The sequence below is a fragment of the Pedobacter sp. PACM 27299 genome, from assembly GCF_001412655.1.
In the GTDB taxonomy this organism is placed as follows: domain Bacteria; phylum Bacteroidota; class Bacteroidia; order Sphingobacteriales; family Sphingobacteriaceae; genus Pedobacter.
Genome location: NZ_CP012996.1, coordinates 2347323 through 2367789 on the forward strand (window position 1 = coordinate 2347323; position 20467 = coordinate 2367789).

The 20467-nt window shown below is 35.9% G+C and carries 20 protein-coding genes and 1 pseudogene; 13 read left to right on the top strand and 8 right to left on the bottom strand.

Going from position 1 to position 20467, the window contains the following annotated elements; translation table 11 throughout:
* Nucleotides 1-6: 6 nt before the first annotated feature.
* Both AQ505_RS09780 and AQ505_RS09785 read left to right on the top strand, forming a co-directional pair.
* Nucleotides 7-1401, top strand: coding sequence for a RagB/SusD family nutrient uptake outer membrane protein (locus AQ505_RS09780; RefSeq protein ID WP_062548008.1), 1395 nt, complete (start codon nucleotides 7-9; stop codon nucleotides 1399-1401).
* Between the two features lie 15 nt (nucleotides 1402-1416).
* Nucleotides 1417-2937: a TlpA family protein disulfide reductase gene (locus tag AQ505_RS09785; protein WP_062548009.1), complete on the top strand. Its 1521-nt coding sequence runs from the start codon at nucleotides 1417-1419 to the stop codon at nucleotides 2935-2937.
* A gap of 50 nt (nucleotides 2938-2987) precedes the next feature.
* Here AQ505_RS09785 and AQ505_RS09790 read toward each other — a convergent pair whose 3' ends face one another.
* The 8 genes from AQ505_RS09790 to AQ505_RS09825 all read right to left on the bottom strand — a co-directional run bounded on the left by AQ505_RS09790 (nucleotide 2988) and on the right by AQ505_RS09825 (nucleotide 8646).
* Nucleotides 2988-3308, bottom strand: a complete 321-nt coding sequence (locus tag AQ505_RS09790) for a hypothetical protein (protein WP_062548010.1) — start codon at nucleotides 3306-3308, stop codon at nucleotides 2988-2990.
* Between the two features lie 124 nt (nucleotides 3309-3432).
* Nucleotides 3433-3756 (bottom strand): hypothetical protein, encoded by a 324-nt coding sequence (locus AQ505_RS09795; RefSeq protein WP_062548011.1) that lies wholly within the window; start codon nucleotides 3754-3756, stop codon nucleotides 3433-3435.
* Between the two features lie 28 nt (nucleotides 3757-3784).
* On the bottom strand, nucleotides 3785-4237 hold the full coding sequence (locus AQ505_RS26340; RefSeq protein WP_157262287.1) for a MauE/DoxX family redox-associated membrane protein: 453 nt from the start codon (nucleotides 4235-4237) through the stop codon (nucleotides 3785-3787).
* Between the two features lie 274 nt (nucleotides 4238-4511).
* Complete coding sequence (locus AQ505_RS09805) at nucleotides 4512-4922, bottom strand: hypothetical protein (protein WP_062548013.1); 411 nt, start codon at nucleotides 4920-4922, stop codon at nucleotides 4512-4514.
* A gap of 98 nt (nucleotides 4923-5020) precedes the next feature.
* The gene (locus AQ505_RS09810) at nucleotides 5021-5662 is read right to left on the bottom strand and encodes a Crp/Fnr family transcriptional regulator (protein WP_062548014.1); all 642 of its coding nucleotides are present in this window, start codon (nucleotides 5660-5662) and stop codon (nucleotides 5021-5023) included.
* Nucleotides 5663-5859: 197 nt separating this feature from the next.
* Nucleotides 5860-6840, bottom strand: a complete 981-nt coding sequence (locus tag AQ505_RS09815; protein ID WP_062548015.1) for a helix-turn-helix transcriptional regulator — start codon at nucleotides 6838-6840, stop codon at nucleotides 5860-5862.
* 112 nt (nucleotides 6841-6952) lie between these two features.
* Nucleotides 6953-7897, bottom strand: coding sequence for a helix-turn-helix domain-containing protein (locus tag AQ505_RS09820; protein WP_062548016.1), 945 nt, complete (start codon nucleotides 7895-7897; stop codon nucleotides 6953-6955).
* Between the two features lie 341 nt (nucleotides 7898-8238).
* On the bottom strand, nucleotides 8239-8646 hold the full coding sequence (locus AQ505_RS09825) for a helix-turn-helix domain-containing protein (RefSeq protein WP_062548017.1): 408 nt from the start codon (nucleotides 8644-8646) through the stop codon (nucleotides 8239-8241).
* 698 nt (nucleotides 8647-9344) lie between these two features.
* On the opposite strand from AQ505_RS09825, the gene AQ505_RS09830 reads away from it, so the two are divergent.
* From AQ505_RS09830 to AQ505_RS26900, 11 genes and pseudogenes are all read left to right on the top strand, one after another.
* Nucleotides 9345-10637 (top strand): nucleotide sugar dehydrogenase, encoded by a 1293-nt coding sequence (locus AQ505_RS09830; RefSeq protein WP_062548018.1) that lies wholly within the window; start codon nucleotides 9345-9347, stop codon nucleotides 10635-10637.
* 83 nt (nucleotides 10638-10720) lie between these two features.
* Nucleotides 10721-12091: a lipopolysaccharide biosynthesis protein gene (locus AQ505_RS09835; protein ID WP_231635060.1), complete on the top strand. Its 1371-nt coding sequence runs from the start codon at nucleotides 10721-10723 to the stop codon at nucleotides 12089-12091.
* Between the two features lie 62 nt (nucleotides 12092-12153).
* Nucleotides 12154-13023 carry a glycosyltransferase family 2 protein gene (locus tag AQ505_RS09840; RefSeq protein ID WP_062548020.1) on the top strand — a complete coding sequence of 290 codons (870 nt, stop codon included), beginning with the start codon at nucleotides 12154-12156 and terminating at the stop codon, nucleotides 13021-13023.
* A 62-nt stretch (nucleotides 13024-13085) separates the two neighbouring features.
* Nucleotides 13086-14183: a glycosyltransferase gene (locus AQ505_RS09845; protein ID WP_062548021.1), complete on the top strand. Its 1098-nt coding sequence runs from the start codon at nucleotides 13086-13088 to the stop codon at nucleotides 14181-14183.
* 24 nt (nucleotides 14184-14207) lie between these two features.
* Nucleotides 14208-14804 (top strand): sugar transferase, encoded by a 597-nt coding sequence (locus AQ505_RS09850; RefSeq protein ID WP_062548022.1) that lies wholly within the window; start codon nucleotides 14208-14210, stop codon nucleotides 14802-14804.
* Between the two features lie 16 nt (nucleotides 14805-14820).
* Nucleotides 14821-16065 (top strand): hypothetical protein, encoded by a 1245-nt coding sequence (locus AQ505_RS09855; RefSeq protein WP_197286344.1) that lies wholly within the window; start codon nucleotides 14821-14823, stop codon nucleotides 16063-16065.
* Nucleotides 16052-16753 carry a class I SAM-dependent methyltransferase gene (locus AQ505_RS09860; RefSeq protein ID WP_062548023.1) on the top strand — a complete coding sequence of 234 codons (702 nt, stop codon included), beginning with the start codon at nucleotides 16052-16054 and terminating at the stop codon, nucleotides 16751-16753. The genes AQ505_RS09855 and AQ505_RS09860 overlap by 14 nt, the downstream gene beginning before the upstream one ends.
* A 16-nt stretch (nucleotides 16754-16769) precedes the next feature.
* Nucleotides 16770-17867 (top strand): glycosyltransferase family 4 protein, encoded by a 1098-nt coding sequence (locus AQ505_RS09865; protein ID WP_062548024.1) that lies wholly within the window; start codon nucleotides 16770-16772, stop codon nucleotides 17865-17867.
* A 90-nt stretch (nucleotides 17868-17957) separates the two neighbouring features.
* Nucleotides 17958-18851: a glucosamine inositolphosphorylceramide transferase family protein gene (locus AQ505_RS09870; RefSeq protein WP_062548025.1), complete on the top strand. Its 894-nt coding sequence runs from the start codon at nucleotides 17958-17960 to the stop codon at nucleotides 18849-18851.
* 45 nt (nucleotides 18852-18896) lie between these two features.
* Nucleotides 18897-20003: a glycosyltransferase gene (locus AQ505_RS09875; protein WP_062548026.1), complete on the top strand. Its 1107-nt coding sequence runs from the start codon at nucleotides 18897-18899 to the stop codon at nucleotides 20001-20003.
* 39 nt (nucleotides 20004-20042) lie between these two features.
* Nucleotides 20043-20452 (top strand): annotated as a pseudogene (locus AQ505_RS26900) (asparagine synthase (glutamine-hydrolyzing)); the annotation flags it as partial.
* Nucleotides 20453-20467: the final 15 nt, after the last annotated feature.

The window sequence follows — 20467 nt, forward strand, 5'->3', positions numbered from 1 at the left end:
TTAAATATGAAAAATATTTTAAGATCAGCAGTGTCTATTTGGTTTATATTCACACTGTCAGTAGTTAGTTGTAAAAAAGATTTCCTTAATAAAAAACCTTCTACAGGGATTGTCCAGCCAGTTACATTAGATGACATGGTAGGTATAATGGATAATGGACTATTCTTTTTCTGTAGCCCTTCATTGTCAATTGCTTCCTCAGATGAATATCAATATAAGGATTACAATACTTATAAAGCACTTCCCGATGAGGTAGGTAGAAACACTTATATATGGGCCTTGGATCTATATGGAAGTCAGTCTGATATGAGAGATTGGTCTGCGCCTTATGAAGCAATATTTTATGCTAATAGTGCAATAGTTGGGTTAGAGAAAATCCCATTAAATCAAAGCAATGCCGAGTTGTATAAATTTACAAAAGGGTGGGCACATTTTAATAGGGCATATAGCTTTTATGCTCTTGCCTCAAATTTTTGTAAGAGCTACGATTCAAGAACAGCTTCAAGTGATTTGGGCTTACCTTTAAAAATCTCTCCTGATATTGATGTAATTATGCAACGTTCAACCATTAAAGAAACTTATGAGCAAATTCTTCAAGATTTAAGTATAGCGAGTGAATTACTAGAAGGGAAGCGGTTGCCAACTGAGAAGAAGAATCGACCTTCTCTTACTGCAGTGTATGCTTTTCAAGCTAGGATGTACTTAAACATGAGAGAATACGGAAAAGCTGAACTCGCGGCAGATAATTGCTTGAATCTTTATCCGAATTTAATTGATTATAACAGTGTTAAATTGCCTAGCGCAACACCATTTCTAAATACAAATGATGAAGTGATATATGCTGGATCAACGGTCGGTTCTGTTGTAGGAATAATTACAACCGTTAGAAATGTATATAGCATAATTGATAAATCATTGTTAGATCTATATGAGCCAGACGACTTAAGATTTAAAACTTATTTTTTAAGTGTGAGCGGCGGATATGTTATGAATAGAAGTTATAATGGGGCAGGAACTTATTCATTTTCCGGACTAGCTACTGATGAGATTTATCTAATTAAGGCAGAATGTGCTGCTAGAAGAGGTAATTTTAATGAAAGCATGACAATTCTCAATAAACTTTTAACAAATAGATTCCCTCCTTCAAAATTTATACCTAAACAGGCAACTAATGCAAAACAAGCGCTTGATATTGTGCTCTCTGAGCGTAGAAAAGAATTAGTTTGGAGAGGTTCAAGATGGGAAGATTTAAAAAGATTAAATAAAGAAGGGGCAAATATTACGCTTACTAGATTGGTAAATGGAGTTACTTATTCTCTTTTGCCAAACGATCCAAAGTACGTATTTCCAATACCTTCTGGAGAAATAGGATTAAGTGGGATAGCTCAAAACTTGCGATAAGTAATTTGTAAAGACATGGAAAAAAGCATGATTATTATTTGTTTACTTTTTCTTTCTTATCAGTTAGGATTTTCAAGAAGTAACAAAAAGTATAATGAAACAATTATAAATGTAAAAATAATTGACAAGAATCTGGATAAAACGAAAGTCCCAGTGATAATCCTCCAAACCTCTGAATGTGCATTTGGAGGTGTAGAGTTCATTAAAAGTATGAATTCAAACTATGAACAGGTAGCGGTAAAGGAAGGAAATGTGTTTAGTATATCTTCCTCTTCTGATGTTTTTTATATGCGTATTTACTATGCAGGTCAGAAGGTTCCAGGAGGATCATATTATTGGATAGACAATATTTATATTATAAAATCGGGAAGCGATTTATCTATTTATCTTGATAATGCAAATGTTAGGTTTTCAGGTGAAGCTTCAGTAATTCCTAATATACAAAGTCAAATCATAAAATATAGCTATAAGACTTCTGAATCGCAGAGAAAACTGTTAAATGATAAGGAATACTTACCCTATTTTCAAGAATTAGATAAAAGTCTAGATTCGGCACTTCAATTACAGCTAGGAGTGATTGAAAGTAATAAGACTATTTTAGGTGATTATTACGTAAAGCTTTTAACAGCTAATTGTTATGGTTATCGATATTACTCACAATTGAGAGCGTATAACTTTGAATTGATGCAAAATGAACTTTATTTTAAAACGTTTAAAAAGTATTATAATGAAAAAATAAAGGTTAGAATAATACCTGAGTTTACTAATGACCTATTGGACGCCTCTCCAATGTTTACAAATTTTCTTATTGAAGAGTTTCTTATTGTCGATAGAATAGGGCATGAAGAATACGGTCCGATGCTTCCTGATTCCTGTATTAGAAATATACTCAAAAAAATCAACACTAACCACAGTGGAATTTTAAGAGATAAATTATTAACGCTTTTTGCACTTCATACAAACAGAAATGAGAACGCTCTACCATTTTTTGATGAAATTTTATTTAATGTGAAGAATAAAAAATATAATAATTTATTGATAAATAAAATAGATGTAAAAAGAAATAATATTCCCTTTAAGGATTTTAATTTGGAGAATGAAACTGGAGAGATTTATACACTAAGTAGTTTTAATAAAAAAGTCATTGTATTGGATTTTTGGTTTACAGGATGTGAAAACTGTGCCGTTTTAAATGAAGCGATGAAACCTATTGTAAAGTACTTTAGTTCCAATCCGCAAATTCAATTTGTGAGTGTTTCTATTGATAAAAGTAAAAAACAGTGGCTTAAATCTGTTCATTTGGGTAATTATACACATAGTGAAGGTATAAATTTATATACAAATGGCGAAGGCTCTAATCACGATTTAATTAATTATTATAATATTACAAACTATCCAACAGTTTTTGTAATAAAAGATGGAGCGATGTATTCTTCATTACCCCCTAGGCCTTCTCCAAATACTAAGCCTGGTCAAGAGCTTTCTGAAAATGCATTAAGATTAATTGAATTGTTAGAAAAAGCCATGAAATTTTAATTTATTGTAGAGGATAAAAGCTATTCTCTACAATAAATTTTTTTTAAAAATTATGGAGCGTCATAAATGCCTTTAGTTGGTCCAGATACATCGGTTACATAATTTAGGCTTTTAAAATTAATCATCTGTGCTGCAGTATATGAGCTTGCAGTAACAGTAGTTCTTCCTAGTTCAGTAACTTGGTAGGCACATAATGTTTCTGTAGACAGGCTAAGACACTCGGCAGGGTTATAATTTTCGGTAATTCTTGGTGTATAATCATCACCTGTGTTTCCATAAACTTTAAGTGGGTCGGTCAGTTTAGCATTTGTAAATGCGCTTCCACCAATTGCAATTATCACTGCAAATAGTGCAAAAAATACTTTTTTCATAATTATAAGAATTAATTTTTGTTTAAGCTTTTATTGTATTTCTTTATACAGGGTACAATCTTACCTGTATCGCGCGCACGAATGTTTTTTATATGATTAAGATTGTTTTTTAGAAATCGTATTATTACCATTCATTTACACCAATATATACTCCCTTATTGTATGATATTGGTCTTAGATATCCACTGTCAATCCAGTATTGAATGTCATATCTGGATATAGAATATGGAAAAACGGCCCACACACCAGGGATTATTCCATAACCACAAATACCCTCATAATTGAATTGTACACAGTTTGAAGCATCGTAATTTTCATAAATTCTTTTATAGATTCCGTTATCCGTTAATCCGTAAAAATAGTCCGAATCAGTTTTATTGGCACTAACATAAGTTGCGCTTAAGCATGCAATCATTGCAATGAATAAGCTGAAAATTATCTTTTTCATGATCTATAAGATTTTGAAAAATTAGCTATTATTTTCTCCTAATAAACATTAGGGCAATACCCGCTAAAAATATAAATGAGATGTTAAACCAGATGTGCTGGACCCAGGTAAGCGATTGAATTACCCCACCACATCCACAGGTTTTAGGTCCACCATAGCTGATCATGTATATTAAGTAACTTGTAAACGCGATCATGATCAGCAGAGAGGAAACCAATCCATATCTTCTCGTTTTAGGAATAATTAGCAGCATACTGATCAATATTTCAACTGCTGGAATTAACCAGGCCAACATAACAGAGTATGGCTTTAGCAATACAGAATGGCTCAATCCTCTTTGAAAAACAGCGTAATCTTGCAGCTTACTACTCGCTGTATAGACAAACAGAATTATAAACGCATAGCAAATGCAATCGACAATAATCTCCTTAGTCTTTTCTGATAAATACAATCTTGGTTGCTTTCTCAATGTTGTTTCCATATTAACTGTTTTTGAGCATAGTCAATTAATTCCTTTAATTTTGATATTTGCAATCGGTATAGAGCTGATACACATGCGATAAATCATCTGTGCCATGGAACCTGCTTAAGTTTAGCGTGACCAGGACTTGGTAAGGTGGTGTTCGACAGGATCATGCTCTATACGCTCTTGCTACATCTATATTGATATTCCCCAGCCATTAGCTGTAATGTTTTTCGATAAAAAAGACCGGAGCTAACTCGTCTATCAGCCCTCGGCCCTTCCAGATTAAAATTTATGTGTTTGTTCGGTTTTTTCTTTTGAATTTAGATTGCTGTATCAGGTGTCTCTCCCAGGCCAAGTCCCACTCTCCGGTTACAACTGCCTCATTCCTTATTTCAATTACTTTTCTTAATGCTTCTTCTTCACTGTCTGCAAAGACCTTAGAAATCAATAACCCATGCTGACGATCTGGTCCGCCATAAAAGCAGATGTTATGTTCTTCATTTTTTGTGTGTTGTAATTCGCAATTCAGATCGCATATAAAAATATCTCTGGGTGCATCATTCGTAAGTTCAAGAGAGATATAGTAAGCGCTTTTTTGTTCGAGACAAGTATCATCTTTAAACCCACCAATGAATTGCTGAGCAATTTCTATATTGTCAAAGGCAGTATAGGTCTCATGGATTCTTTTCTCGGTGTTCATGGTTTTGAGTATTAGCGTTTTGTTATATCAAATGTAGGGGCTCCCTGACTATGTTTTTGTTTCATTTGCAACAAACGTGTGTTACATAAGTAACAAAATCAGCTGTTTCTGTTTTGCTTGTATATAGCGTATGCTGTACTTAGCCTAGATCTAGAGACATTTAGGTGCTGTGCAATACAATCTTTATTGATTCTGTTAATAATAGTTGGGTTGTGCTTTAAGAATAGAACAAGTCTTTCTTCTACAGATGATTTAAGCAGCTGCTGATAAAACTTATTATAAGTTTCCCTTTCTATCTGTAAATGTGTAGAGAGCGTGAGCAGCTGCGGAGATTTGTTGAGTAAGTTTTTTAAGGGGAAATGGCCTATAGAGATGACTTCGCCGTCTTCCAGCATTTGGATATTCTCTAATCTGTCTTCACAGTTTACGAAACTTTTTACATCAAATAGGATGTCATCTTTTTTCCAAAGACGTGTGACAAATGTTTTGTCGGTTTCATCATCATAATAAAAGCTATGCGCTATTCCGCTGTAAATATAGTGTAGATGACCAGCGTCATAACTTCCGCTTTCTTCCAGGTACTGATCTTTATTTACCTGTTTAATCCGACAATTTAAAATAATGTATTCTCTACATTCTTCAGTTAAGGGACCGACCAACAATTCCATTTTTGGAATTATTTCTTTGCTCATGATCAGTCTCAATCTGGATTTATTTAATTCGGTTCCAAGTACTTTCATCGCAGTTGATTAAAAAATTGACAACAAATACGGATAATGAATAAGGTTTTGAGGGCGTAATTCATTTGGAGAGGTGGCTTGTAATTCCTTTATTACCATAAAGTTAGGGGTTGGTTCTTTCTCTTCAAACGGATTTTTCTTGCAAAATGCATCGTTTTACCCCTGTAGGTTGTGGAGGAAAAGTCCACCCGACCTAGTTAAAGAATACTGATTCTAATTTCAGTAGGTGGAAGTCCAAATTTCTTTTTAAATGCGCGACTAAAATATTTGGGATCGTCGTAGCCTACACTTGCAGAGATTTCCTGAATGGTTTTTTGAGTAGTTAACAGTAATTTCAACCCTTGGTGCATGCGCAATTCAATGACGTGATTGTGTAATGGTCTATCGAAAGCAAGTTTCGCTAGCCTAATCAGCATCGTGGTGGATATCATAAATCGTTCAGCTAATTCCGTTTCATCACCAACAATCTTGCTTGCATAATTTTTTCTGACAAATTCAGCAATTTCTTTTGCCTTATCCTGCTGATATTTGACAGTGACCATTCCTTGCCTTAACTTCAGGAGATATCTGCTAATACAGTCATTTAAAAAGATATGTAGGTCAATCTCTACATCTCTATGTTCATATAGGTTACCTAATTTTTTAAGACTGTTGAATATTTGTTGGGTGATATTAAAACTGGGTAATCTGAAATTCAGGAGTTCATTGCTTTTAAAGCTAGCAATGAACTCCTTTAACTCTTCCATCTTACCGTATTTGGAAATGAACCAATCAGGTTTTATACTGAGCAACAGAATCTGATGGTTTCCGGTCGTAATGCTTCGTTGATATTTTCCTGCTTTAAGATAAGAAAGCATACAGCTGTTACCCAGTATTTCAAAGATGCCCTCATTGTCGTCCTCATGGATTACAGGAGAATCATCCTGCATGGCCATCATAAAAAATAAATCTATAGTAGCCTCGAAATCTACAACGAAATCTGCCGCCACCCGGTAATCATATAGTTGAATGTCAACAAGGTGATGGCTGATCGATTGTACTAATAGATCACCATCAGCCAAAGTTATATAGGTGGCTTCTGCCAATTTTAAAGGAATTGAAGTCAAACCAACTCTTTGATCGAAAGAGGGATGAATGATTTTGTCTGGTTTGAGAAGTAATTTAACGTGAGAGCGCATAAATTTGTTTTTTTAATCAAATTTAGACTCTTTATTTATGCATGAAAATAGATAAAATTGACAATTTTCGCCTTAATTTGTCAAATTAATGTATAAAAAGTATAAATAACCACTATTGGGAATGTTTTCGTTGTTTGTCTTGCTTTGGAGGATAACCATAATAGCTTTTGAAAACTTTGCTAAAATGAAATATGTTTTTGTAGCCAACGGCTAATGCCACTTTCCCTACCGTAAGCATTTCGTTTTTTAAGAGCTTTTCCGCATTGGTCATTCTTTGTTTGGTAATAAACTTATGTACGGTAAAACCAAAGGTTTTAGTAAATAACCTGTTTAAAGTTACGCTGGTCATGTTAAACATGGCTGCGATTTTTTTGGTATCTCCAATTTCAGGCTCAGCATAATTGGAGATTAGGTAGCCCATTATTTTATAGGCAATACTCTTTGTGTGCTCAGGTATAGCATCAGATGCTTTTGTTTTGATCTGGTTGGAAGAGGCGAGATGCCGTACCTGTGTTAAGTAATTATTCAATGATAGGTTGAGAAAAGAGGCGCCATAATGTGCTGGTAAATCACTCACGGGGTAGTTTTCTAAGAAAAATTTGACACGATCTTCTTCCGGAAGACGAAGCATTTGGAGGGTTTCTTCTGTGCTTTTCTTCTCAACGAAAGCAATATGTTGGATGAGTTTAATGGTTTCTGGGAACTGTTCTAGCTTCATTACACCTGACCTTTTGATTTCAAGGACAGTAACCTCTCCAACTGCCCTGAACTTAAAACGTACAGGAACCAGTTCGAAAAAGCTTTCCAGGTCTGTTACAATGTCATTGGGATAATAAATCCTTTCTACAATTTCTTCACCATCTGAATCTGTCCGGATGGTTAAAATAAAACCGGTTATCAAATGCCATGCTTTATTGGCTATTTGCCCGGGTTCTAGAAATAAATAACCCGTTTTTTTGTGTCTCTCGGTCATTAATGGCTGTATTTCATTCCAGAATCCAGCCGAAAGCGGAGTCATGTTATTTAAGTCATTCAATAAACGAGCAATATTTTTCATGGAGGAAAGATATTCGTTAATTAAGAGCGAACAATTTAAAATTGTTTATGTAAACTTAAAAAAATTAAATATAATAGGCAAATTTTTACGAATATTATCTTGTCCTTTTTTTTACCAGCATTATTTACCTTATTTCATAATTGAAAAGGCTATTTTGTTAAGTCCTTAGGAATAAATAAAATAGCTTCACTTGGTCGAAATCCCTTAATCGAGAACATTATTGCTGATATAACAGTATATGAAGTCAAGTTGAATTTGTAATTTCCAGAGATAGAAACAGATTGTTTAAAAAAGTAAATTTATAGCAATAGAAAAATTGAATATGGTTGTTGTTGTTTCCCTTATCGATGATTACTGAAATTTTCAGAAATCCCTGCCTTCAGTTGGATGGAATTTGTTTTTGAATCCGGATAGTTGAGCTCTAGGAGCAAGTCATTGTATTGTTCCAACAGACTCACGTATTTGTTAATCCAATAATCTACATTTTTCGAACCATCATTATTTTCTGTTGGAGTAATGCCTAAATCTGCGGTTGAGTGCTGCGCATTAGCAAATTCCTCTGGAAATTCTTTTGTGAAATCATGGTCTATAGCCTGGCCAATCTTGCAAATTGTGTCCAGATTAATCTGGCCATATTCAAACCAGTTGTAGATGGCTGTTCTACTCACTTGAAGCTTCCTGGAAAGCTCACTAATGCCGATCTTTTTACGTACTACACGCTCGATCACATCTCCTTTATTAGGTGTCATAATTTATTGAGAATTTAAATTAAACAAAACCCTATATGAAAACTTACAAGATCAGTAGGATTGCTGATCGTATCAATACCTACGAAAAAATTATACCAATTCAGTAAAATTTAAGTTTGTAGTCCAATTAATATTCACTGGTTTGAAAATAATTAATGAATTATTCACTTTGAGCCATTTTAATGAAGATAATTGAAAGGTGTTTATTGTGCTGATCTGCTTTATCTTAAAGAAGATTTTAAGTAGCCTATCATTGGGATTGTGTAAGTATGGGGAATTGTTTGTGCAGTCATTGTGTTTGATTTTTATCAGAGTGTAAAGTAGATTGTATAATTTATACAATCCATTTACAACTTTTACAATCGTAATGATTTCTCAAATATTATTGTCTAGCTTTAATCTATGAAATCACCTGTTTAAGAAGTGTTTTTCATAGAACAGCTATTTTTTAAGATGAATAGATCCAGACAATAGGCTGAACAGTTTCTAAATGAGTGGGGGTGAGATTTCTTGGATGTTTTAATTCAAAATCAGCTGCTGTAACTGATGTAGCGAAGCTATAAGTGCCCCTGATGATTTGAATTCCACATTAAACTGTATTAACATCAAACGATTACCTCATCAATTTTTGTGATGCTTTCTTGCCAGCATCAATTCCAAAATGATATTCTGATTCATTCATTATTTAAACCATCAACATGCTAGATTCGCGTACTAAAATTGGTATTATCGGCCTCGGATATGTGGGGCTTCCCTTGGCAGTGGAATTCGCTAAGCAATATAAAGTATTGGGTTTCGATATAAATGAAGAGCGCATTTCCGAACTCAAGTCAGGATATGATCATACACTTGAAATAGATACTGATTTATTGAATCAGGTGCTGACCAATACCTGTACTTCTGAAAAGGGCTTATTCTGTACTAATGACGCTGAACTTCTAAAAAATTGTACCATTTTTATTGTTACCGTACCTACACCGGTAGATAAGAATAATCGCCCTAATCTGATGCCTTTAATTAATGCAAGTATCACTGTCGGCGGCGTTCTTAAAGCAGGGGATATCGTTATTTATGAATCAACAGTTTATCCCGGCGTTACAGAAGATGAATGTGTACCGGTGCTGGCTAAAATCTCTGGCCTTAAGTTTAATATTGATTTTTATGCAGGCTACTCTCCAGAACGGATTAATCCTGGCGACAAAAAGCATACAGTAGCAAATATTCTTAAAATAACTTCAGGTTCCACCCCTGAAATTGCAGAAATTGTGGACCAATTGTATAAATCGATCATTACAGCAGGCACTCATAAGGCTTCCTGTATTAAGGTTGCTGAAGCGGCTAAAATTATTGAAAATGCACAGCGTGATATTAATATTGCTTTTGTGAATGAATTGGCTATGATTTTTAATCGCTTAGGCATTAATACAAATGAAGTATTAGATGCTGCCAGCACCAAATGGAACTTTTTAAATTTCAGACCAGGTCTAGTTGGGGGGCATTGCATTGGTGTAGATCCTTATTACCTGGCGCAGAAAGCTCAGGAAGTAGGATATCATCCAGAAATTATCTTAGCTGGAAGAAGGGTAAATGATGGTATGGGCGCTTACGTAGCCGATCAGCTGGTGAAACAAATGATTCAAAAAGATACCCATATTGTTGGTGCAAAAGTGCTGGTATTGGGCTTCACATTTAAAGAGAACTGTCCGGATGTAAGAAATACTAAAGTTATTGACATCATCAACAGGTTAAAAGAATATAATGTAGAAGTAACTGTTCATGATCCATGGGCCAATGTGGTGCATGCAAAACATGAATATGGTATTATATGTGAAAATGGGGAGTCTAAAACCAGAAAATACGATGGGATACTAGTTGCGGTCGCCCATCAGGAGTTTAAAAGTATTGAGTTGGGTAGATTATGTAAAAAGAATACAGTGGTATATGATATTAAATCATTGCTCCCTAATGCATCAGTTGATTTCCGATTATAAAGGTAATGGATCTACAGGGGAAAACAGTTTATGGTGTGCTTTGGTCAGTCGGACAGGAGCTAAGCTCAAAATTCATAAGCTTTTTGATCACTGTAATTCTTGCTAGAATCCTTTCTCCTGCAGAATTTGGTTTGATTGCAATGCTCTCTATTTTTATCGTAATCGGTAACTCCCTATTGGATGGTGGACTAACCTCCTCCTTAATTAGAACCACAGAAGTCACGCAAAAAGATTGCTCTACCGTCTTTTATTTTAACTTGATAGGCAGTGTATTGGTATATGGAATTTTGTTTTTATCCGCTCCTTTTATAGCCAGATTTTATGAACAGCCAATACTCAGTAATGTCGTTCGGGTATATGGAATCTCATTAATCATAAATGCCTTTTTTGGAATCCAGCAAACACTGCTGGTGAAGGAGATGAGGTTCAAAACAATGACTATGATTCAGATACCATCAGTAATAGGTGGTGGAATAGTAGGCGTTTTTTTAGCTAAAATGGGATATGGAGCCTGGAGTTTAGTGTGGATGAGTCTCGTTACTTCATTAATATCTACGATACTCCATTGGTATTGTTCTCCCTGGCGACCAGTAATGATATTTGATTCGGCCAGCTTTAAAAGCCATTTTCACTATGGCTATAAACTTACTTTATCTAGCATGATTGATAAGTTGTATCAGAATATCTATACCATCATTATAGGTAAATTCTATATGCCGGCCCAATTGGGTTTTTATTCAAGAGCCGATTCTATTAGTCAGCTGCCAATAGGTATCATCTCCTCAGCCGTAAATAAAGTCACTTTTCCAATGTTTGTAAACCTATCACACGACAATGAGCAGTTGGTATATGTGTATCGGAAAGTAATGCTGCAGGTGTTATTCTGGATGGCACCGACTTTAATTGCCCTCTGTGTGGTGGCTGAACCCTTATTTCGATTAATGCTGACTGATAAATGGCTTCCGGCCGTCCCATATTTTCAGATTTTATGCATCGCAGGGATCACTTATCCAATACATGCTTACAACTTAAATATTTTAAAGGTAAAAGGTCAAACTCATTTATTTTTGAGACTGGAAATGATAAAAAAGGTGTTTTGTGTAATCGGTATTCTTTGTGTATTTCCCTTTGGAATTTACGGTCTGCTTTACTTTCAATTGTTTTTCAGTTTTTTCGGCTTGTACATCAATTCAATTTATACAGTCAGGTTTATCAACTATCCTTTTGTAAAGCAAATAGTAGATATTCTACCCACTTTGTTCATTTCAGGGCTTGTAGGCATCACTTGCTTTTTTTTCGATAAGCTCCTTGTTGCTGCAAATTTTAATGATCTATTCAGAATTATAGTTTTAGGCCTCAGTTATTTTGTGGGTTACTTTGCTGCAAGTTACCTGTTTAAATTATCTGCAATTATTGATTTTAAACAACTCATCTTAAAAAGATTATATCAGTAAAAAATCCTCAACCGAAGCCTTCGAAAGGAAAATTAATGAATTGTTGGAATTAATCACAAAACATGGAAACAAATGATCAAGAAGTTATGGTTAGCGTGAGCTGCCTAACCTACAATCATGAGCAGTATATTGCTCAGGCAATTGAAGGGTTTCTAATGCAAAAAACAAAATTCAAATTTGAAGTTCTGGTCGGTGAGGATTGCTCAACTGATGGGACCAGGAAAATTGTAGAATTTTATCAGAAAAACTATCCTGAAATCATTAAAATGGTTACCTCTGAAAAGAATGTAGGATTAAAAGATAATTTTAACCGAATCGTTAAACAGGCCAAAGGAAAATATATGGCAATGTGTGAAGGTGATGACTTCTGGACGGACCCTTATAAACTTCAAAAACAAATTGATTTTTTAGAGAATAACCCGGATTATATCATCTGCTGTCATTATTCGAAAATTATTGACCAGCATGGTGAAACTCTTTATGTACATCCAAACCCGGTAAGTCTGGAATTTGGTTATGAAGATATTTTACAAGGAAACAAAGATGAAACCTTTACCGCAACATTGATCTATAGAACCAGCCTGGATGTAACCCACATGGGGAATCAGGACTGGTACCTTAAATGCCATGCACCAGATAAGTTCTTGAAATTATACGCTACAGCAGTTACCGGAAAGAAAATTTATGTCATGCCGGAAGTAATGAGCTGCTATAGGAAACATGTTGGCGGGGTTTGGAGCATGGTAGATCCCCAGGTCATTAGAGGCCGGATGCTCAGCGACTTTAATGTGATCATAAAAAACTTTAAATATCCGACCTCATTAAAATGGAAACTGCTGAGGGTATATTCTAAAAACTATCTGCGCCATGACATCAGGCATTTACAGCTGAACAACGCGATTAGCACTATCAAATACCTTTTACTTTACTAAGTAAAGGTTAAACCTATACTCGATCTCAAACAAGTAGTCCTACCGTTAACAATCGTTGTTAGATGAAAAAGCTCAAACTTTTTTTTGTAATTAATTCCCTCACTGCAGGTGGTGCAGAGCGCGTGGTGACCAACCTGGCCAACTATTTTAATCAGGAAGGCTTTCCCGTGACTATGGTTTGCCTTAATTATAAAGCGCCGGTTTATAGGGTAGATCAAGGAGTTAAGCTTGTATATCTGACGAATCGGGCAAACAAAGACCACCTGTTTTATCGCTTTTGGTTCGCGATGCTGACTTTCTTTAAATTGCTGCGCCTTTTGATGAAGGAGAAACCTGGTTGTGTCATCTCTTTTATGACCTCAGCTAATCTATGGGCAGGTTTAACCTGCAGTTTAACAGGTACTCCATTTATAGTTTCTGAGCGTACTACACCAGACAATACCATTAACAAGTTTAATTTTGCCTTGAAATGGATTTATTCCCTGATCTACAGCAAATCTAAAGCAATCGTCATACCTGCAAAAGCTATGGAGGACTGTTTGAAGAAAAATAAGTCTTTTCAAAAACTGAATAATTTTTATCTGATTAAAAACTATGTCAATGTTTTTCAACTGCCAGGTCTGGAACAGGTTCATTATAAAAAATTTATCCTCGGCGTTGGTCGACTTTCCTATGAAAAAGGCTTTGACCAGTTAATAGAGGCCTACAGTAAAATACATACTCCAGAAATTGATCTGGTTATCGCTGGCGATGGAGACGATCGTGACCTCCTGTTGGAGAAAATCAGAAGTCTTGGCCTATCTAATCAGGTGCAGTTGATTGGTGCTAAAGAGAATTTACAGGACTATTACCAGCAAGCAGAATTATTTGTACTTCCCTCCAGAAATGAAGGTTATCCGAATGCCTTAATTGAGGCGATGAGCATGGGCTGCCCTAGTATCGCGATGGATTGTGAATTTGGGCCCGCTGAGATCATCGAAAATAGGAAAAACGGTATCCTGGTAGAAGATAAAAATATAAATATGCTGGCCGCGTCTATGTCAGAGGTTTTAAACGACGCAGTATTTAAAAATAGGCTTTCCAAAGGCGGGAAATTAATCGGTAAAACTAACTCTCAACAAGCCATTACCTCAAAATGGCAGGACTTAATATTGAGCTAAATATTTTTTCTAATCCATCTGGTTATGTACGTTAAAAGAGTATTTGATGTCGTAGTTGCCTTTTTTGGGGTTTTAATGCTCCTGATTCCTTTTGTGATTGTTGCCATTTTAATTATCGCTGACTCAAAAGGAGGTGTTTTTTATAAGCAGACAAGGGTGGGAAGAGATAAGGTCAATTTTGAGTTGTTGAAGTTTAGAACCATGTATGCCAATTCTGATCAGTTGGGTTTACTAACTGTGGGCGATCACGATAAGCGAATAACAAAAATTGGATATTGGTTACGGAAGCATAAAGTTGATGAATTACCCCAGTTACTGAATGTTTTGAAGGGCGACATGAGTTTCGTAGGGCCAAGACCAGAGGTGATTAAATATGTGGAACTGTATGATTTACAGCAAGTGCAGGTGCTTTCTGTTAAACCTGGGATTACCGATTGGGCATCAATTGAGTTCTCCGAAGAAAATGAACTGCTGGCTAAATCTGTCGATCCGGAGAGTTTCTATATCAATGAGATCATCCCTTCCAAGATCATACAGAATTTAAAATATATCAATAAACATGATATCTGGGTCGACTTGACCATCATATTCCTGACGTTAAAAAAAATAATGATCAGGTAATCAAAATCAATAGAATATGTTACTTAAAAAGTTAATGATCACGTTTTTTATGACATCGTACCTCTATACTTTGTCGTTCGGGATTTTCATGACTCAAATTTTCAGAATTCCGGCACCATTTGTCTTTTGCCTGCCACTGATCTTGTTTTTTAAAGAGGGAAAGCTTCCCTTTTTATATACAAAAGAAGCGATTCTCTTCTTCTTAGCGCTATTTTTTTATGATTTTATTGGAATGGCTGATCGTCTTGCCTTTTTCGCCAGTCTCATTGTGATTTCATGCTGTATATTTTATTTTAATTTTTTCGTGGGCTATAACAGACGCAGGTTTAATCTTTCCATGGCCATATTTTATGGGCTTCTTTTTTTCTCCGCGGTGATCATGGTCCTGAATCATTTTTTGCCTGCACGGATAGATCAATTGAGAAGTACATTGCTGAACGATACTATTATGCAAAGCCCGGCAGGCTTGGCGCTAACACAGTTTAATTATGGATATCAGCTGGCAGCTTTGGTTTCATTTATGTTTGTTTTTACGCATGTATTCCGATTAAACATACTCATTAAACTCCTCGCATTTATTATATGTGTTACCTTCATTTATCTCGGAATGAACAGATCCGTTTTTGTCACCTTTTTATGCTCTTCCTTCTTGTTCGCGGTTTTTTATTACCGGTATAAATCCATTTTCATCATCAGCGCTGCGGTATTAATTGGTTTTGTTTCTTATGCATTTATCATCAAAGAAAACTTCGATGCCAAGAATAATATTATGGCTAAAAATGAGGGGAAGAATGCAAATTACTATAACCGGGTAGGGCTTTCAGAAGAGAATTTGAAGGTCTATGCGGATTATCCATTCGGATTGATCTTTTATGGGAAAAACTGGGGAGAGGTGACTTATAGGAGTACAATTTTCACAAATGGATTGACCTCTCATAATGCCTACCTGATGTTTTTTACCTATTTAGGACCTTTTTTAGGATTGGGATTACTGATATTTCTTTACTACAATATCGGGAAAATATTTCTGGGTGTACTGTTCAAGATAAAGCTCAAGGAGAATGCCATGTTAATTGGGTTATGCTTTTCTTTTTTAGGTGTATCTATCAATGCTTTTTCTCATAATGGCTGGTTGGTAAGTGCAGATGGACCTACTTTATTTTTGTATTTCAGTATCCTCCACCTGGCTAAGATTCAGGCCTGTCAAAACGCTCAGGAACCGGATGAAATTGTAATTGATCATCAATATGTTAAAATATAATACGGTAATCGTGGAAGATAAAAAACTCAAGGACATCGTAGACTGGGACGTTGTAAACTGGGCAAAGGCCCTGGATTATTGGGAGAAAAATGCGGACTTAAAAAACAAAGGGTACAATTGTCTGGAGCTTGGGACGGCAAATGGTGGACTATCATTATGGCTGTCGCTCCATCAGAATAAGGTGCTGTGTACAGATCTATTGCCGCCAAAAGAAAACGCACGAAGTATTCACAAAAAATACAACTGTGATTCTAATATTGAATACGCGGCAATGGATGCCTTAAATATCCCTTTTGAAAGTCATTTCGATATTGTTGTGTTTAAATCAATTCTTGGTGGGATCAGTCAAAATGGAAAAGATGAAAACAAATTAAAAACCTTAAATGAAATACATAAAGCACTTAAGCCAGGGGGGAAGCTGTTATTCGCGGAAAATTTGGAAGCTTCACTATTTCACAAGATGCTAAGGAAGAAATACGGTACACCTGATTGGAACTATGTGCGATTGAATGAAATAGAGGAGATTTTTCAGTCCTTTAAAAATGTATCTTTTACTACTGTAGGTTTTTTTGGCTGTCTGGGTAGAAATGAAAAACAAAGAAATATTCTTGGTAGGATAGACAACCAAATTGAAAAGATGATTCCCCAAAAAATGCACTATATCATGATTGGTATCGCTTACAAATAGAAAATAATGTTTACTCATGACTAAAATAGCACATATTGTAGGAGATTTAGGAAGAGGCGGCGCGGAACGTTTTGTGGTTGATTTATGTAATGAACTCGCAGAGAAGGCCGAAAATGAAGTGTACTTAATCTCACTTTGTGACAATGATCCAGAAACTACTTTTGTGAATGAAATCTCTGATAAAGTAAGCTACGCTTCATTTTACAAAACACCAGGATTTAGTATGGAAGTTTTTTTAGAATTGACCAACTGGCTGGTCGCAGAGAAAATGAATGTCGTTCATTCTCATTTAAACTCCTTAGAATATCTGCTGCTTTATAGGCTTAAAAGAACAGAAACGAAGTTTTTTCATACCATACATTCTACCGCAGAGGCGGAATGTCCAGGGCGCTTCCTGAAGTTCCTGAGAAAGAACCTCTATAAAAGAAATTTAATCAGACCAATCGTAGTTTCCAAAGATGGAAGTGAGTCCTTCCGTAAATACTATAGACTGGAAAACGAAATTATAATTGAGAATGGTAGGCCATTTCTAAACAGAACAGCTGAGTATCCAGGATTGCTGAATAAATACAAAGGGGCGCCTAATACCTCCCTTCTTGTTCATGTTGGCAGGATCATTAAAGTAAAAAACCAACGATTACTAATTGAAGCGGTGCAGCAGTTTAATGCCGCAGAAGAACAGAAATGCAGGCTGCTGATAGTCGGCGATGTGCGTGATGAGCCATTGCATCAAAAATTGCTGGAGCTCACAGAAGGGGATCATTACATCGAATTTCTGGGAGGAAGAGATAACATCGTGGATTACCTGAGTATCGCTGATTTCTTTTGCTTATCAAGTTTTTATGAAGGGATGCCTATTTCCTTGATTGAAGCGCTGTCTGTGGGTTGTATCTCTATTTGCACCCCTGTAGGTGGGATTAAGAATATGATTGACCATGAAGTTACAGGATTCTTAAGTAGGGACGAGAGGTTGGAGAGTTATTATCAGGCCATCCGGGAAGCCGTATTTTATGCTGATAAACCAAAAATAAGAGAGAATAGTAGAAATATATTCAAGTCAACCTATCATATTGGCGCTTCAGAAAAAAAACATAGCCAGACCTATAATCTATAGTGCTGCATTCAATATAAATCCAACGCATCAAATCATCTTAATTTTTTAATAGCTGGCGATTTCTTTGATTCCGGCTTTATCCTGATAAATATGAATAACGTTATTGATAGATATTTTGGCGCCGATAAATGGAATATAGGAATGATCAGGCAGTCTCAGCGAGATTTAGTGCTTAGGAAAGGTTTCAGCAGAAAAGTGTTATGGCTTAAAGAAGACAAGGCAGATTATTCTGCAGATCCTTTTGTAGTCAATATCAAATCAAACCTTTATATCTATTATGAAGAGCTCAATTTTTGGAAAATAAAAGGTAAGATTTCCCAGATCAAGAATTTTGATTTTAGCTCTAAACAAAAGGTAACCGGGTTTCTGCCCAGTGATATTCATTTATCCTACCCTTATATTTTTGAAGATAAATCAGCATTTTACTGCATCCCGGAAACAGCTGATATTGGAGAAGTTAGCCTTTATCAGGTAAATCCTGAAAATCCTGCAGCCATCTTAAAGAAAAAAGTATTGTTAAGTGACGCGCGTTATGTAGACAGTTCTATTGTCAAATATGGTGGGAAATACTGGTTATTTACAAATATTGATGGCAAGTTAAATGAATTGTATATCTATTATTCGGAACATTTAGATGGAGAATTCCTTCCTCATGCTCAGAACCCGATTCCGGTAAACTGTAAAAACTGCAGGGGGGCAGGGAGTTTGTTCCTAGTTGATGATGTGCTGTTTAGGCCAACGCAAAATCTTGAGATCCGATATGGTGGTTCAATTATGATCAATAAAATCACCGCGCTTACGCCCAGTACTTTTGAGTCTGAAGAGGACTTTGAATTGTTTCCCGAAGCTCCTTATTTATCGGGGATGCATAACATCAGTTTCGCCAAAGATTTTATCGTTGTAGATGGGAAAAGAAGAAGGCATTCGCCAATTACTCCTGTACACCGGTTATTGAAAAAGATCTTCTATCAAAGATCATATTGATCCTTTAGCAAATATTAGAATACAAACAGTTTTTTATTCGATCTTATGGGACAGCATGTTTTGTTTATTACAACGGGCCTACGGAAAGGCGGTGCAGAAACGCAGCTGATAAAAATTGCGCGGTTTTTAAAAAGCCGGCAATACAAGGTTAGAGTTGTTTCCTTAAAACCTATAAATGATTTCAATATTGATTTTCAAATGGAAGGCCTGGACGTGGTGTTTCTCAAAAGCTGGAGTCGTCATCCCTTTTCGAATCTTTTACGGCTACATAAGACAGTCAGGGAATTTAATCCGGATGTGGTCATCGCGTTTATGTTTATCGCCATCATTTTTGCCCGTTTTCTAAAAATGTGCTTTGGTTTTAAACTGATCTCTTCCATAAGAACCCCTGTAATTGCCAATAAGTGGTACGTGCTCTTTAAGCTCACCGCAGATGGGGACGATGTAGTGGTGTATAACTCCTACAAATCGAAATCTAATTTTGAACAAAATAAGCTGGTTAGGAAGCCAGGCCTGGTGATCAATAATGCCATTTCCATTCCTGCGCTTTCCAGGACAAGCGATCACCATGCTGCGAAGAAGCCTTTTGTCTGGATTTCAATGGCCCATTTTGTTCCTGAAAAGGATTATGTAACGCTATTTAAAGCGATATCCTTAATGAAAAATGAAAACTTCAGACTAGATGTTTTGGGTAATTTATTTGATCAGGATTGGCCTTTTGAAATGATTAAAGAATTGGATATAGCACACCATGTGAAACTGTTGGGATTAAAAACAGAGACCCACACTTTCCTCGAGAAAGCAGATGGTTTTGTGCTTTCTTCTTTTTTAGAGGGAATGCCAAATGCATTATTGGAAGCTATGGCCTATCAAAAACCTGTAATTGCCTCCGCCGTTGCTGGTATTGAAGAATTACTTGAAAATGTGGATGCTGGTTTTCTTTTTAAACAAGGTGATGCGGTAGAGCTTGCGGCAAAAATGAAGCGCATCATGCATATTCCAGTTCAGGAACGGAAGGCAATGGGGGAAAATGGAAGGCGACATATAGAACAGTACTTTTCAGAAGAAAAAGTTTTGCAGGATTGGTTGTCATTAATCGGACAGGTTGCTGATCACAAGATGGTTTCTTTATCAGGATTCTTATTACGATAACTACCTGCAAATTCAATTTAACGCTTAAAATCAGAAAACATGTGCGGAATATTTGGAACCTTAAATTTTAATTCCAGTAAAGACCAACAACATATTTACCGTGATTTGTTTCATCGTGGGCCAGATGAGCAACGTCATGTTCAACAAGATAATCTGGAGTTATACCATACCAGACTGGCCATACAGGATCTGACTGACCAAGGTCAGCAGCCGATGAAATATGAAGAGCTCACTATTGTCTTTAATGGAGAGATTTATAATCACCTGGACATCAGAAAAAAATATGGCTTGCAGAGTTCTTCAAGCTCTGATACGAAAACCATTTTGATGTTATACAAAGTCATTGGAATGAAAATGTTAGAGGAGTTCGATGGCATGTTTGCCTTTGCTTTATATGATTCCCTCAAAAAAAGCTTTACCTCGTCAGAGATCGTGCAGGAAAGAAACCGTTGTATGTATATGTT